12 protein-coding genes are annotated in these 14,561 nt (G+C 50.8%); 9 read left to right on the top strand and 3 right to left on the bottom strand.

All coding sequences use genetic code 11. The features are described from left to right. Positions 1-68: 68 nt before the first annotated feature. From P1P86_13640 to P1P86_13615, 6 genes are all read left to right on the top strand, one after another. Positions 69-1,676 (top strand): CotH kinase family protein, encoded by a 1,608-nt coding sequence (locus P1P86_13640; protein ID MDF1576226.1) that lies wholly within the window; start codon positions 69-71, stop codon positions 1,674-1,676. 425 nt (positions 1,677-2,101) lie between these two features. After that, positions 2,102-2,995 carry a cyanophycinase gene (locus tag P1P86_13635; GenBank protein ID MDF1576225.1) on the top strand — a complete coding sequence of 298 codons (894 nt, stop codon included), beginning with the start codon at positions 2,102-2,104 and terminating at the stop codon, positions 2,993-2,995. A gap of 16 nt (positions 2,996-3,011) precedes the next feature. Continuing rightward, complete coding sequence (locus tag P1P86_13630) at positions 3,012-4,139, top strand: family 20 glycosylhydrolase (protein ID MDF1576224.1); 1,128 nt, start codon at positions 3,012-3,014, stop codon at positions 4,137-4,139. Continuing rightward, on the top strand, positions 4,136-4,363 hold the full coding sequence (locus P1P86_13625; GenBank protein MDF1576223.1) for a hypothetical protein: 228 nt from the start codon (positions 4,136-4,138) through the stop codon (positions 4,361-4,363). Before P1P86_13630 ends, P1P86_13625 begins: the two co-directional genes overlap by 4 nt. A gap of 13 nt (positions 4,364-4,376) precedes the next feature. Further along, entirely contained in the window at positions 4,377-5,537 is a 1,161-nt protein-coding gene (locus tag P1P86_13620) for a family 20 glycosylhydrolase (GenBank protein ID MDF1576222.1), read from the top strand. 40 nt (positions 5,538-5,577) lie between these two features. Further along, a complete protein-coding gene (locus P1P86_13615) occupies positions 5,578-7,011 on the top strand; it encodes an RNase adapter RapZ (protein MDF1576221.1) in 1,434 nt (477 codons plus the stop codon). 85 nt (positions 7,012-7,096) lie between these two features. Here the strand turns inward: P1P86_13615 and P1P86_13610 are convergent, their stop codons facing one another. Both P1P86_13610 and P1P86_13605 read right to left on the bottom strand, forming a co-directional pair. Beyond that, entirely contained in the window at positions 7,097-9,853 is a 2,757-nt protein-coding gene (locus P1P86_13610; protein ID MDF1576220.1) for an alpha-L-rhamnosidase N-terminal domain-containing protein, read from the bottom strand. A 22-nt stretch (positions 9,854-9,875) separates the two neighbouring features. Then, complete coding sequence (locus tag P1P86_13605) at positions 9,876-11,249, bottom strand: mandelate racemase/muconate lactonizing enzyme family protein (GenBank protein MDF1576219.1); 1,374 nt, start codon at positions 11,247-11,249, stop codon at positions 9,876-9,878. Positions 11,250-11,312: 63 nt separating this feature from the next. On the opposite strand from P1P86_13605, the gene P1P86_13600 reads away from it, so the two are divergent. The 3 genes from P1P86_13600 (at position 11,313) to P1P86_13590 (ending at position 14,159) form a co-directional block, all read left to right on the top strand. After that, positions 11,313-12,608, top strand: a complete 1,296-nt coding sequence (locus tag P1P86_13600; protein ID MDF1576218.1) for a bile acid:sodium symporter family protein — start codon at positions 11,313-11,315, stop codon at positions 12,606-12,608. Between the two features lie 68 nt (positions 12,609-12,676). Continuing rightward, positions 12,677-13,603 carry a hypothetical protein gene (locus P1P86_13595; GenBank protein ID MDF1576217.1) on the top strand — a complete coding sequence of 309 codons (927 nt, stop codon included), beginning with the start codon at positions 12,677-12,679 and terminating at the stop codon, positions 13,601-13,603. A gap of 106 nt (positions 13,604-13,709) precedes the next feature. Beyond that, positions 13,710-14,159 (top strand): hypothetical protein, encoded by a 450-nt coding sequence (locus P1P86_13590; protein ID MDF1576216.1) that lies wholly within the window; start codon positions 13,710-13,712, stop codon positions 14,157-14,159. Positions 14,160-14,223: 64 nt separating this feature from the next. Here the strand turns inward: P1P86_13590 and P1P86_13585 are convergent. Beyond that, the coding region (locus tag P1P86_13585) for a transposase (protein MDF1576215.1) at positions 14,224-14,561 on the bottom strand (338 nt) is incomplete at its 5' end.

The raw sequence follows: 14,561 nt of genomic DNA, 5'->3' as shown, positions 1-14,561 counted from the left end.
CTCCGCCTGCAGAACGCATGACCCTCCCTCCCTTTTATTCACATATAAATTGGCTACATTAGCCTACCATGAAAGCAGGTTTTCTTATCCTTCTGGTGTTTATTCTGCTGAATGCCGGTCTTGCCCAGGAGGGCATGGATATTCCGGTTGTTGTTGTGGAAACAAACGGCGGATTCCCAATCCCCGATGAACCCAAGATAAAAGCTCATTTGAAGGTCATTGATAATGGCCCGGGCCAGCTCAATTATGCTTCCGATTCAGGAAATGTCTATGATGGAAACGCGGGGATAGAAATCCGGGGAGCCTATTCTGCCACGCTCCCTCAAAAACCCTACGGTTTTGAAACACGAAATGAAGCCTCTGAAAACCTGAATGTTTCCTTACTGGGCCTGCCCGAGGAAAACGATTGGATCCTGCTGGCCAACTACAATGACAAATCCTTCCTCCGGAATGCTCTGGCCGGAGAACTGTTCCGAAGCATGGGGCATTATGCACCCCGCACCCGCCATTGCGAAGTCGTTATTAACAACAGCTATGAAGGGGGCTATGTACTGACGGAAAAGATCAAGAGGGACAGGAACCGTGTGGATATCGCCAGGCTCCTGGAAACAGAAAACAGCGGAGACCCTGTCACCGGAGGATATATTTTCAAAACCGATTACTACTCCTCAGAAGATTCATGGCTCAGCTCATACCCGCCTTTTGACAAACCCGGGGGCAGGGTGCATTTTGTCTACTACTACCCCAAACCGGATGCAATTACCGAAGAACAGAAACACTACCTCCGGAATTTTGTGAACTCCTTTGAAGAGGTACTTCACGGGCCCGGCTTTAAGAATTCCGCAACCGGGTATGAAGCGTATATAGATGTCAACTCTTTCAGGGATTACTTTATTCTGAGTGAGGTATCCAGAAATGTGGATGCCTATAAAAAGAGCCGTTATCTGTTCAAGGACAAGGAGAGCAAGGGGGGGGGAATCCATTCTGGTCCTCCGTGGGACTACGACTGGGCCTGGAAAGATATCTGGGATTGCTATATGTTCACCCATACAGATGGGTCAGGGTGGGCCTATCAGGTAAATGATTGTGATGTCTGGCCAACACCCCCGGTATATATGAGCAGGCTCCTCCAGGATGAACATTTTGCCAACAATATCAGGCACAGATATGAATCCCTCAGGGAATCGGTGTTATCCACAGAAAATATCTTTTCCTATATTGATTCGGTAACAAACTACCTCAGCGAAGCCCAGAGGCGACATTATACCCGGTGGGATATCCTGGGTGAAAATGTGGGCGCTCCCGAAGTAGGGTATATTCCCACTACTTTTTATTCCGAAATCGGAAAATTAAAGAATTGGATTGAAAGGCGCCTGAACTGGCTGGATGCAAACATGCCCGGTGATGCCGGCGGACCCCTTGCCAATCCGGGCCGGGAGGAGATACACCTGAGGCTCTTCCCAAACCCGGCATACGAACTGGTCTACATTGAATCAAACCGAGCCATCAGCAAAATCGAGATTCTTCCGATGTCAGGTGCAGCGGTGGAGCTGAAAAAGGATATGAGTGCTTTCAGCACCGGATTAGATATATCCGCGTTTACTCCCGGTCTTTACCTGGTTCAGGTCTTCTTTGAAGGCGGGGAAAGGATCTCCCGGAAGTTAATAGTCCATTAACAAGCAAGCTTTCCTCAACACTCACCCTCCTGAATGAAGAGAGGAGACAAAGAACAATTAATACTCTTTTCATTTGCCTGTTGGCCGGTCTCCCTGATACCGGATGTGAAATCTTAACCGCAACTGGCATTGTTCCAGGTATGTGGCAGAGGTATGCGCTGATGGACCTGCTCCCCTGTCGGGAAGTGGTAACGATTATCAGCCGGACGACTTTATCATCCAGCTGCTGATTTCCGATTGACGACACCTGGCCCAAAACAGGGGACCGTTTGTTTTCAGTCCAAAATTGCCTATCTATGCAAAGGATCCGGATTTGTTAAAGGGGAGCCGGTGCAAAGTAACCGGCCAGGGAGCCCGGACTATTTATTCCGGTCACGGAAAAACCTTCCAGTTTGAAAAAAAACCAAATATCTAAACTTAAGTTCATGCGATTCTCATTCCCACTGATCATGCTCCTTGCCCTGGTGTTTTGTGTGGAAAGCCATTCCCAGTCAGATAAGCCAACATCCTCAAGAGTCAGGTCCGGCCACCCGGAGAGTCACGGTCCATCCAACGGAACCCTCCTGATTATCGGCGGAGCCGCTTCGGATGTTTTCTATACGAAATTTATGGAGCTGGCCGGGGGAGCCGATGCTCCCGTCGTGGTCATTCCGACAGCCATTACCAGTGACAGCCTGAGCGAAAAAGACCTGGAGAACTTTCGGAACATCTTTATCGAGAAAGGATTTACAGAGGTAAGCGTCCTGCATACCAGAGACCGGAACGAAGCAAACAGCAAGGCTTTTGTGGAAGCCATCAATCATGCAGCAGGGGTTTGGTTCAGCGGGGGCCGGCAGTGGCGGCATGCAGATTCATATCTGAATACCAGAACACACAGAGCCTTCTTTAAGCTTCTGGAGCGGGGCGGAGTGATCGCAGGAAGCTCTGCCGGAGCCACCATTCAGGGTTCTTACCTGGCCAGGGGAGACACCAGGAAGAACACCATCATGACGGGCGATCATGAAGAAGGCCTGGGTTTTATTACTCATGTGGCCATTGATCAGCACCTCTTTGCCCGGAACCGCCAGTTTGATATGTTTGAGATTCTGGAAAAGCATCCTGGATTGCTGGGAATCGGCCTGGATGAGGATACAGGCATCATTGTGGAGGGGGACCAGTTCACTGTTTTTGGAAACAGCTATGTAGCTATCTACGACGGTACCCGCTGGTCGGCCGAAAGAGACACCATCTACATGCTTCCTGCAGATAGCAGAGAATTCTACCTTCTCAGTGAAGGACAGCAATATGATTTATCGCTCCGGCAGGTCATTGTGAAATAATCCCAACTATCTGAATATGATGAAGAAAGTACTGAAAATTATTGCCTGGATAATTCTTTTTTTGCTTTTGGCCGCGGCCACTGCCTGGTTTGGATTTCTAAAACCTGCCCCTCCTCCCGTCTCCGTGGAGGACCGTGCATCCATTCATTTGATGCCCCTTCCTGCAGAAATGAAACTGGGAAAGGGAGAATTTATTCTGAATCCGGGCTGGACACATGAATTTTCAACACTTTCTACCCCCAGGCTTGAGCGCGCCATACAGAGGTTCTATAAAAAACTATCCGGGGCAACCGGCATGGACCTGGGAGCTGGCAGCAACAAGAGCCTGATCATCCAATGCAGCGGAGATGAAAGACCCTATCCATCCCTGGATGATGACGAATCCTATTCCATCCAGGTAACAGTAAACAGGATTGTGGTGAAGGCTCCGGAAGAGACCGGCATTTTATATGCCCTGGAATCACTTCTTCAACTGGCCGTCAAGCAGGAGGGCCAATGGGTGATTCCCGTCATGCGCCTGGAAGACCATCCCAGGTACCCCTGGCGGGGCCTGATGATTGATGCCTGCAGGCACTGGATCCCGAGAGAGGTGATAATCCGAAACCTGGAGGCGATGGCTGCCTTAAAGATGAATGTCTTCCACTGGCATCTGACCGAGAGCCAGGCATTCAGAGTCGAATCAAAACTCTTCCCGAAACTGCATGAATTTGGTTCCAACGGGGACTATTACACGCAGGATGATATCCGGGAGATCATTGAATTCGCAGCGGACAGGGGCATCAGGGTGGTTCCGGAATTTGATGTTCCCGGGCACACCGCTGCCTGGTTTGTGGGTCATCCGGAACTGGCCAGTGGCCCCGGACCCTATGAACTCGACTCGGCCATGCTGGGAATTCAACCGGCCATGGATCCCACCAGGGATGAGGTATATGAGTTTCTGGATCAGTTCTTTGGCGAGATGTCCGGCCTATTTCCGGAGGAGTACCTGCATATTGGCGGGGATGAGGTGGTTCCCACCCAGTGGAACGAAAATCCGGAAATACAGAAATATATGAGGGAGCATGAACTGAAAGATCCCCACGCCCTGCAGGCCCATTTCAATATCCGCCTGCAAAAGATCGTGGCATCCCATGGAAAAAAATGATGGGATGGGATGAGATCCTGCATCCCGACCTTCCCCGGGGAGAAATTTCCGTTCAAAGCTGGCGTGATCAGAATTCGCTATGGGAAAGCGCCCGTTTGGGAAATAAAGCTGTGCTTTCGGCAGGATATTATCTGGATCATAAACAAAATGCTTCTTTTCACTACCAGGTAGATCCAGCTGTAATTGATTCTCCTCGCAGCAAGCTGCGAGGAATCATCGATTAATTGTTTATTTTAAATGTGCTCGCTTACCCCGCAGCAGAGCTACGGGGAATGCGCTCGCGTAATTCAAGGGGCTGTCGATATTAAAATCGACTCCCTGAACTGGAAAGGATGGGATTGCACCCTGAGCATTGGCGAAATGCTTATGGATGGCGCCCTGTATATATTTGGCGAAGGAGAAACCCGGAGAGGAATCGTGGAGATTTTGGATAGCCCCCTGGGCTTCACGGAGGTGACCACTGAAGGGAACCATCTCTCCTTTCTGGTGGAGGGACCCATGGGAGAAATGGAATTTGAAATCTCCCTGCATGGCGATTCAATCGTCGGTTCCTCTAAAATCTCCGTATTTAACCTGGCACTCCAGGGCCGGCGCTCCGGCGGAAGCGATATGACTGCAGGAGTCCCTTTGCCGGAATTTAAAAAGATTGAAGCTCTGACTCCTGCTCAGGAAGAATTTCTGATCGGAGGAGAAGCATGTATGTGGACCGAACAGGTAGATAGCCTAAGCATTGAATCAAGGATATGGCCACGGGCGGCAGCCATTGGGGAGAAACTGTGGAGCCCTGCGGTACTGACCGGGGATGCGGCAGATATGTACCGGCGCCTGATGGTCCTGGATACTTACCTGGAGAAGCTTGGAATGAAACACCTTAGCTATCGGAACATTCTTCTGGCCGCTATGGTTTCAGAACCATATCTGGAGCCATTACTGACCTTGACCGGCCTTCTGCAGGAAGACAAGATGTTTGCCCGGATTGAACTGTATGAACCCATGCTCTACACCACAACACCTTTGAACAGAATGGTGGATGCGGCCCTGCCGGAAAGTTATGTGGCCTATCGTTTCGGACTGTATGTGGATCGCTGGATAGAATCGGGCGAGGAAGCAGCCCGTGACAGCTTAATACTCATGTTGGAACCCTGGTCGGACAACCATGAACAACTGGCTCCGGCCTTTGAAGACAATGAAAGGCTGCTGGAGGTGGAACCCCATTCCGTGCGTCTTTCCCAACTTGCCAGGGCGGCCCTTGCGGCCCTGACCGATCCCGCGTCTCTGAGTGGAACAAAAGAGGAATATGCTGTTCTGTGTAAGCAGGCCTCCCGGTCCTGCGGAGCCACACATCTGCCCATTACCGGACCTGTTCAAAAGCTGCTGGAATCGGCATTCAAGAATTAAATATCTTTGAATTGCAGATCGAAATGCTGAAAATGCGGATATGAGCCAGACCATACTTGAGAGGTTGAATAAGCTGTTTTACACGTGGTGCGGAGAGGGCATTATTTCCATTACCAAATTACCTGCTTCAGGCTCCCCCCGGGAGTATTACCGGATCAGGGGAACAAAAAGCTCCGCCATAGGTGCCATCAACAGGGACCGGGAGGAGAATGAGGCATTTATTGCATTCAGCAGGCACTTCCATTCACTGGGGCTGGCCGTTCCCGAGATCTACCTGATTGATCTGGATAATCACGCCTACCTGCAGGAGGATCTGGGGAATACCACCCTTTTCGATTACATCTTCAGGGTCAGAGACAATGGTCATTTTCCTGATACTCTGCTTGCTGTTTATAAAGAGGTATTAACAGAACTTCAAAAATTCCAGATTACCGGTGCACAGGGTCTGGACTTTTCGGTATGCTATCCGCGTTCCAGTTTCGACAGGCAGAGTATGCAGTGGGACCTCAGTTATTTCAAATACTATTTCCTCAAGCTGGCCGGGATCCCTTTTAATGAACAGTTGCTGGAGAACGACTATGGAACACTGATTAATTATCTCCTGGAACAGGATACCAATTACTTCCTCTACCGTGACTTTCAGTCCAGCAACGTGATGTATCACCACGATAAACCCTATTTTATCGATTACCAGGGAGGCAGGAAGGGAGCACTGCAGTACGATGTGGCCTCGCTGCTCTATGACTCCAAAGCTGATATTCCTCCGGCGGTCCGTGAGGAGCTTCTGGAACACTACATCGCCGGCCTGGCCAACTATCCTTCGGTAAATGCGGAGAAATTCAGGGAGTCTTACTTTGCCTATGTCCTGATCAGGATCATGCAGGCCATGGGTGCATATGGATTCAGAGGATTCTATGAAAAGAAGACTCATTTTTTGAAAAGCATTCCCTATGCCCTGAACGACCTGAAGTGGATCCTTCACCATGTGAAATTGCCCGTGGAGATCCCCGCCCTGCTCCAGGTATATGAACAGCTCTTAAAAGCTCCGAAGCTGAAGCGCTTTAAAGACAAAGGGGGCAGAAAATCCACCCTGACCGTCAACATCAACAGCTTCAGTTACAAACACGGGATTCCCGAGGATCCACACGGGAATGGCGGAGGTTACGTATTCGACTGCCGGTTAATCTCCAATCCGCACCATATCTGGAAACTCAGGGAATTCAACGGCAAGGATAAGCCGGTGATCGAATACCTGGAGCAACAAAGCGATGTAAATGAATTTTTAAGTGCTACTTTTTCACTGGTCGATATGTCTGTTGAAAAATGCGAAGACCGGGACTTCATCCACCTGCGGGTCAGCTACGGATGTACCGGAGGCCAGCACCGCTCGGTATACTGTGCCGAACGTCTGGCCGAACACCTGCGCGAAAGTCAGAATGTCAGGGTCGCCCTCTGGCACAGGGAACTGGATTAAGCCCCCTGATAGGTCATTCCAGGTAATCGCTCAAAATTATAAGTGCTCCGTAATGATTTCCATCGAAATGTGAGGTATGTATGTTTCAATGGGCAACACGGAAACTGTATGATCCGCTTTCAGCTTCGAACAGGGCATAGCCCTCCTTCCACTCCCTGAAAGTAATCCCCTCTGCCTGATCCGTGGCTAAGCCTCCCTCTGTGATCTCAGAAGAGACATCAGCCGGCACATGAACCGTAGCACGGCAGCCCACCGGAATTTCCACCTCCATCACAAAAGCATTTTCTTCATTTTTCCATGTGATCCCTCCCCGGCCATAAGGGGTGTTGTTTTTATAGCTCACATATTCCAGTTCCCTGACGGGTTGTGGTCTGAAGATAATATGCCGGTAGCCCGGTTCCGATGGATCGGCCTGCATGCCTGCCAGGTTCCGGTAAAACCATACCAGGCCGCCCCCAAAAATGGGATGATTGTGAGAACCTTCCTCATTCCAGTTCTCCCGGGTGGTCGTAGAGCCCAACTCGATCCAGTGTCCGTAGGAGGGTTCCGTTCGCTTGTTCATGGCCTCAAAGGCAAGCTGATTCAGTCCATGACCGGCCAGCACCTCGAAAAAAAAGCGGGTGCCCAGGATTCCGGTATCCAGGTGACCCCCGTTCTTGAGGATCCCTGCCTTCAGTGCAGCAAGCACCTGTGCATACTGCTCCTCCGGAACTTCCATTTTCAGAGCGAGAATATTTCCGCCGGCATCGCCATAGGATCCCTCGTTTTCCTTATAAAAGCGTTTTTGAAATGCTTCTCTGGTCCGTTCTGCGAGTTGCTGATACAGCTCAGCCTCATCCAGCATGCCCAGCACCCCTGCAGTCTTTGAAGTGAGGTGGGCACAGTACCAGAGCACAAAAGTATGCACCATTTCATCAGGAATAAGCTCGCCCGGGGGAAGCCATTCGCCCAGGTTGTACCACTTTATAATCGAGCCATCGTTGCCTGTGCGCCTGGAATGCATGATCCCATCCTCTCCTGTCCAGCTAAGAAGATACCTCAGGTAGCCCTTCATGGCCTGATAATTATCTTCCAGCATATCCCGGGAACCATATTGCACGTAGTATTCCCAGGGCATCACACAAATAGCCGCACCCCAGGCAGGTCCTCCCCCGCATCCCGGCTGCCAGGGGGCTCCGTTGGGGACATAACCACTCTCCGGGATTTGTGCATCCCGCATATCTGTGATCCATTTCTGGTAAAAATTCCTCGCGTCAAAATTGTGCAGCACCGTATTGCAGGCAATCTGACCATCACCCGTATATCCGGATCGTTCGCGGTGGGGACAATCGCTGGCGATTCCCCCGTGCATATTATCAAGCTGGCTACTTCGCCAGATCCGGTTGATTTCATTAAAAAGTCCGTTGGAGCTTTCAAATGTGGCCGAAGGTTCAATGTAAGTATTTACCGCTTCCGCGACCAGCTGTTCCGGTTTTAACTCTCCCGGCCAGTTTTTTATTTCCAACCCACTGAAAACAAACCAGTTAAAGCGAGGAGCATAGGTTTTGAGCCCGTCTTCACCAAAGATATAGGTGTTTTTTCCCGAATAGAGGTTGGCTTTCGGAATGATTTCCACCTGATGCCCGATGGGAGCTTTCACATCGATGAGCCTGACCCATCCTGAAATCTCTACTCCGAAATCCACGAAATAGTGCCCCTCACCCAGCTTCTCCACGGAGACCGGGGCCAGCCTTTCCGTGACCTGGTCGGGATGGGCCGTATGAGCCACCAGCCTTCCTTCCGGAGGCCGCCGCACGGCCGCTGCCTCCCAGTGCGAATCGTCAAACTGTAGGGTGCACCATCCCGCCTGTTCTTCCCGAGCATCATAGATTTCTCCATAGTATACCATATTCAACAGGATGGGACTCTTTGAAGCGGTCCAGCTGCTGTCACTTAGTACCAGTTTTTCCGTACCATCGGTATAGGTAATATGCAGCTGACAAAGGAACCTGGGGGTGCCGTACCCTTCCGTCCAGAACTTCCCCGGGTTGTAAAACCCGTTTCCCACGATGCTGCCAATGGTATTCTTCCCCTTTCGCAAATAATCCTTCACATCGTAAGCCAGATACATCACTTTGTATTCGGAGAAAGAATCCGGTAAAGCAATCCGAGCATCCTGCAGTTTCGGCCTGTAGCCATAATTGGTCTGGTTAGGGACCAGCACATCATGCCCCACCTTGTTCCCATTGAGAAAAAACTCGAAATAACCCAGTCCGCATACATACGCCACGGCGCTTTCGACCCTTTTCTCCACCTCGAAGTTTTTCCGGAGCATGGGGGCCGGGGGACCCATATCTTCAGGCTCTCCGTCTGGCTGCCCGGGGCGTTCAATGGGCTCCTCACCCTGCCAGGGGGCCCCGATCCACTGAGCATTCCAGTCGTCAGGATTCAGCAAGCCCATGCGCCACATACCCGGATCGCTCCAGTCAGAAACAACATCGTTCCGGTCCCAGACCCTCACCTGCCACCAACACTCCTGCCCGGATTCCAGCTCTTTCCCCTGGTACTTAACCCTGACCGACTGCATGGACAATTGCTTTTTGCTATCCCAGAGATCGGGTTCCTCCAGCAGCTTCACGGAACTGGCCACACGCACCTGCCAGGCTGTCTGTTTCTGTCCCCGTTCTCCCTCCCGGGCCGTATTGATCCAGGCCAGACGGGGTTGTGCCACATCCACCACAAATGGATTCTCCAGGTATTCACAGCTAAGAAAACCGGGAGTCAGGCCTTCGTTTTTCAGGGAACTATCATGGACATTTCCCATCAGGAGGCAAGCCGAACACCATACAATCAAATACTTCATTGGTATATCTTTAATTTCTCAGTTAACTCCATTGCCGGTCCCAGGAGCGGCGGGCATCCCACTCCTCTGTGGGAGCAAACAGTTCTTCCCCTTTGCGGAGATGTTCTTTTACCACCTCTTCATTTAGCTCGACTCCCACCCCGGGGGATTCAGGAACCGAAACATAACCTTCTTTCACCAGTGGTTTATCCAGACCGGTAACCAGATTCTCCCACCAGGGATTATCCACCGAGTGGTGTTCCAGGGCCACAAAGTTCTCCGTGGCCGCTGCTGTATGAACGCAACCCATAAAAGAGACCGGGGAGGAGGCGTGGTGGAGGGCCATGGCGATCCCCTTCTCCTCCGCATAATCTCCAATTCGTTTGGTTTCCAGGTAGCCTCCGGCAGAAACCGGATCGGGATGCACCATATCCACGGCACGCTTCTCAATCAGCTCCCGGAAGCCCTCCTTCAGATAGATATCTTCCCCGGTGAGCGTGGGGACATGGATAGCCCGGGATATCTCTTTCCACTGATCCACATACTGCCAGGGAATCAGGTCCTCCAGCCAGGCGATATTGTAAGGCTCAAATGCATTTCCGAGCCTGATCATGCTGTTCAGCCCCATATGTCCCAGGTGATCAATGGCTACGGGAACTTCCCAGCCCACCTGCTCCCGCATGGCTGCCAGGTATTTCACCATCTCGGCGATTCCTTTGTCGGTTATCTGAACCCTGGTGAAAGGATGCATGGTCAGCCCGTAGCTTCCCTTTTCCTGTTCCCAACCGCGCATATCCCCCCAGGGCTCCGTATTGGTAAGTATCCCGGGAATCTCCCTGATCAGGCCAATACCGATATCCATCTTCAAAATGGTAAAGCCCTGATCGATGCGGTCCCTCATCCTTATGGCAAACTGCTCCGGATCATTTACGGCCGGTGTATCCACGTAGATCCTGACCCTGTCGCGGTACTTCCCGCCAAGTAACTGGTAAAGGGGGACATGATAAACCTTTCCTGTGAGATCCCAGAGGGCCATTTCCACACCCGAAACGCCACCGCCCTGTCTTCCATGATCCCCGAACTGTTTGATAATCTTGAAAATCCGCTCCACGTTGCAGGGGTTCTCTCCCAGGATACGGCTCTTCAGCATCAGGGCATATCGTTTATCGGCTCCGTCACGCACATCACCCAGTCCGTGCACGCCCTGGTTCGTATAAATTTTCACGATGGGAACATTGCCAAGCTGAGCAATTCGCATATCCGTAATCTTCAGATCGCTGGGTGCGGAATACCGGCTGACATCCTGAGTAAGGTATTCAATCTGCTCCCCGGCAGAGGCATGTTTAAGCATAGCCAGTCCCAATCCGCCTAATCCGGCCTTTTTCAGAAACGACCTGCGGTTTTTATGCAATTCCATAGTAGGTTCTGTTGGTTTAGCCATACAAATTATTAAATAACTTTATATCTTCCCCGTCAAACTATGAAGAAAAGAAATATTTACAAATTCTTACTGGGCCTGTCGGGTCTCTTCCTGTTGCTGTTCCTGGCAACCATCCTTTCGCCTGGCAGGGTTCTCAGCAGGCCATTCTTAATCGCTTTTTTCATACTGCTGGCCTTTGGCGTTCGCGGTTTTCCTCTTTCCAAAGGCTTCTCCTATACCATCATGATCTTTGCGGCAGTCTCCATCTCCATGTTCTACCCGGGACTGTTTATCAAATGGGGCCGGTTCGAGTTAAAAGCAAGCATTGTGCCCCTGCTCCAGATCATTATGTTTGGAATGGGATCTCAGATGAGCTTCCGGGATTTTGCCGGCGTGGTAAAGATGCCAAAGGGGGTCCTGCTGGGCCTGGCCTGCCAGTTCACCATTATGCCCATCGTCGGATTTACCATTGCCACTACCTTCGGCTTCCCGCCCGAGGTTGCCGCAGGGATCATCCTGGTTGGCTCCTCTCCCAGCGGCCTGGCTTCCAATGTGATGTCCTTTATTGCCAAAGCCAACCTTGCTCTCTCTGTTACCCTGACGGCGGTGGCCACCATGCTGGCGCCACTGATCACACCCTCTCTGATGAAACTGCTAGCCGGACAATTTGTGCCCATCGATTTCTGGGGGATGATGCTTAGTATTATCAATATTGTCATACTTCCCATCGTGGGCGGACTGATGTTCAATGCCGTAGCCTACGGAAAAGAGCGGGTAAAAAGCAGAATGATCCAGGGCGCAGTTTATCTGCTGATCATTGCCGGAAAGAATCTGATCCTTTTCCTGACTTCCGACCTGGCAACCGGGGCAGCTTTCCTCCAGTTCGGAAAGGATCTTCTCTGGTTTCTTATCCTACCCGTGGTGGCCGCGCTACTGTTTAAAAAGGCTGCCCGGGGCAACCGGCTTGCCCTCGATAAACTCATGGCCTTTTTATCCATGGCAGGCATCGGGATCATTATCGTAGTCATCACCGCTGCCGGACGCGACAGCCTGATGGAGATCGGACTTTTGCTGATCCTGGCCTGCCTGCTGCACAATTCTGCCGGTTACTTCCTGGGTTACTGGATATGTAAACTGGCCCGCATGGATGAAAAATCATGCCGGACCATTGCCCTTGAAGTGGGCATGCAGAACGGGGGATTGGCCTCCGGAATCGCGCTGGAGATGGGAAGAGTAGCCACCATTGGCCTGGCTCCGGCAGTTTTCGGGCCCATGATGAACATTACCGGCAGTTCCCTGGCTACCTGGTGGCGACGGAAATCGGAGACGCGGGAACCGGTTGCCGGGCCGTCCTGACCGCTATGAAAAAAGACCACATGGAGCAAACAAACCAAGTAAGTCAAGAACCTTTTAATTATTTAACCATGAAAACAACCCTGATCCTTACAGCAGCCTGTCTCCTGGCACTAAGTACCAATGCAGGTGCCCAGTTTTTCAATACCGCAGAGGAACTGATTTATTATACCAGCGAATGGAGCGGTGAGCGCTTCGATGACGGCAGGCCCAAAGTGCCTGCGGAGATTCTGGAGAGAATGAAAAAAGTCTCTGTTGAAGAGGCCTGGGGCGTGCTCCGCTCCAAAGGATACCACAATCAGTTTGAAAGCGGATGGACGATTTTACATGAAGATGAAGCCCTGGTGGGAAGAGCGCTGACAGCCCGCTATATGCCGGAGCGGCCTGAAGTGATGGATCGCCTGACAAAAAAAGGTCATCAGCAAGGCCGGGTGGGAGCCATGAATTCCTGGCCCATTGATGTGCTTCAGCAAGGCGATGTGTATGTAGCCGATGGATTCGGAAAGGTGGTGGACGGCACCCTGATCGGCGATAACCTGGGAAATGCCATATTTTCCAATTCAGGCAACGGGGTGGTTTTTGACGGAGGATCGCGAGACCTGGAAGGACTGGCCGAAATCCGGGGATTCAACGCCTTTGTCAGGGGCTTTGATCCCTCCTATCTGATGGAAAGCATGCTCATGGGCATCAATGTCCCCGTCCGGATAGGGAGAGCCTCGGTATTCCCCGGAGACGTGGTTCTGGCGAAAAAAACAGGGGTCCTTTTTATACCTGCCCATCTGGCGGGAGAGGTGGTCGAACAAGCCGAATTCATCATGCTCCGGGATTTGTTCGGACATGAAATGCTGAAGACGGGGATCTATACACCCGGAGAAATTGACGGCCGGTGGAGTGAAGAGATTAAAAGCGCCTTCCTGAAATGGGTCGAGAATAATCCGGAAGAGCTTCCCATGTCAAAAGCGGATCTGGAAAACTATCTGAAAGACAGGACCTGGTAGCACTGCCGCATACATAACAATTATATTGTTTCTCCGTTATTATAATAGAAATTTCAGGATGATTAGTACTAATTTTACCCCCTGGACCTAACTGATCAAGCTTGATATGAAAAAAAAATTATTGCTATTTTCCATCCTTGCCCTTCTCGCAGCAGGGCTCTTTGCACAGGATGAAGGATTTGGACTTGGTGTGGTTTTCGGAGAACCAACCGGACTGAGTGCCAAGGTGTGGACGAGTCATAAAACAGCCTTTGACGCTGCCCTGGCCTGGTCATTTATCGGTAGCGGTTTTCTTCATTTGCATGCCGACTTCCTGGTCCACAATTTTGAACTGATTGAGGTTAGCGAAGGCCGCCTGCCTTTCTACTTTGGTCTGGGCGCTTTTATAAATCTTTCTTCAAACCCGGGTCTGGGTGCACGGATCCCATTCGGGCTTGCCTATCATTTTGAAACGGCCCCGCTGGAAATCTTTGCAGAGCTTACTCCCGGATTGAGTCTGCTACCTGCTACCGATTTCTATTATGGCGGAGGTACAGGTATTCGTTATTACTTCTGATGGCACACCCTTTCCCGGCGGATAGGGAGCTGTAACATTAATATTGTATCTACCCGTTGTGCTATTAAGAAGCCAACGCATATTTTAAGTGGTTCAACGGTTTCTCGTTCTTATAATTGATATACTGTAACAATGTTACAGCAGTGATTATACAGAGGATGCGTACTGAAAGGCCTTTTGTTGACTTGGCATAGTTTCTCTTCAACATCAGCTGATCACAAAGTTGGGAGAATAGTGTTTCAATGCGTTTTCGTGATTTCATAAATATAAAAGGAAGACGTTCTTTGTCATGCTGACCAGACTTTACGGGAGTAAACAATTTGATTTGCCTGGTTGTAAACAGATCCTGTTGAATGGGTTCTGAAACATACCCTTTGTCTCCAATTAAAGCGCAGTCCTTTA

The organism is Bacteroidales bacterium (assembly GCA_029210725.1).
Taxonomy (GTDB): Bacteria; Bacteroidota; Bacteroidia; order Bacteroidales.
Note: the sequence above shows the minus strand (reverse complement) of the source record. Positions and strands in the feature narration are given on the sequence as shown.

Bases quoted from the DNA above. Each gene is read 5' to 3' on its own strand.
- P1P86_13595 (MDF1576217.1), top strand. From the start codon at position 12,677: ATGAAAACAACCCTGATCCTTACAGCAGCCTGTCTCCTGGCACTAAGT.
- P1P86_13640 (MDF1576226.1), top strand. From the start codon at position 69: ATGAAAGCAGGTTTTCTTATCCTTCTGGTGTTTATTCTGCTGAATGCC.
- P1P86_13635 (MDF1576225.1), top strand. From the start codon at position 2,102: ATGCGATTCTCATTCCCACTGATCATGCTCCTTGCCCTGGTGTTTTGT.
- P1P86_13605 (MDF1576219.1), bottom strand. From the start codon at position 11,249: ATGGAATTGCATAAAAACCGCAGGTCGTTTCTGAAAAAGGCCGGATTA.
- P1P86_13625 (MDF1576223.1), top strand. From the start codon at position 4,136: ATGATGGGATGGGATGAGATCCTGCATCCCGACCTTCCCCGGGGAGAA.
- P1P86_13600 (MDF1576218.1), top strand. From the start codon at position 11,313: ATGAAGAAAAGAAATATTTACAAATTCTTACTGGGCCTGTCGGGTCTC.
- P1P86_13630 (MDF1576224.1), top strand. From the start codon at position 3,012: ATGATGAAGAAAGTACTGAAAATTATTGCCTGGATAATTCTTTTTTTG.
- P1P86_13590 (MDF1576216.1), top strand. From the start codon at position 13,710: ATGAAAAAAAAATTATTGCTATTTTCCATCCTTGCCCTTCTCGCAGCA.
- P1P86_13615 (MDF1576221.1), top strand. From the start codon at position 5,578: ATGAGCCAGACCATACTTGAGAGGTTGAATAAGCTGTTTTACACGTGG.
- P1P86_13610 (MDF1576220.1), bottom strand. From the start codon at position 9,853: ATGAAGTATTTGATTGTATGGTGTTCGGCTTGCCTCCTGATGGGAAAT.
- P1P86_13620 (MDF1576222.1), top strand. From the start codon at position 4,377: ATGTGCTCGCTTACCCCGCAGCAGAGCTACGGGGAATGCGCTCGCGTA.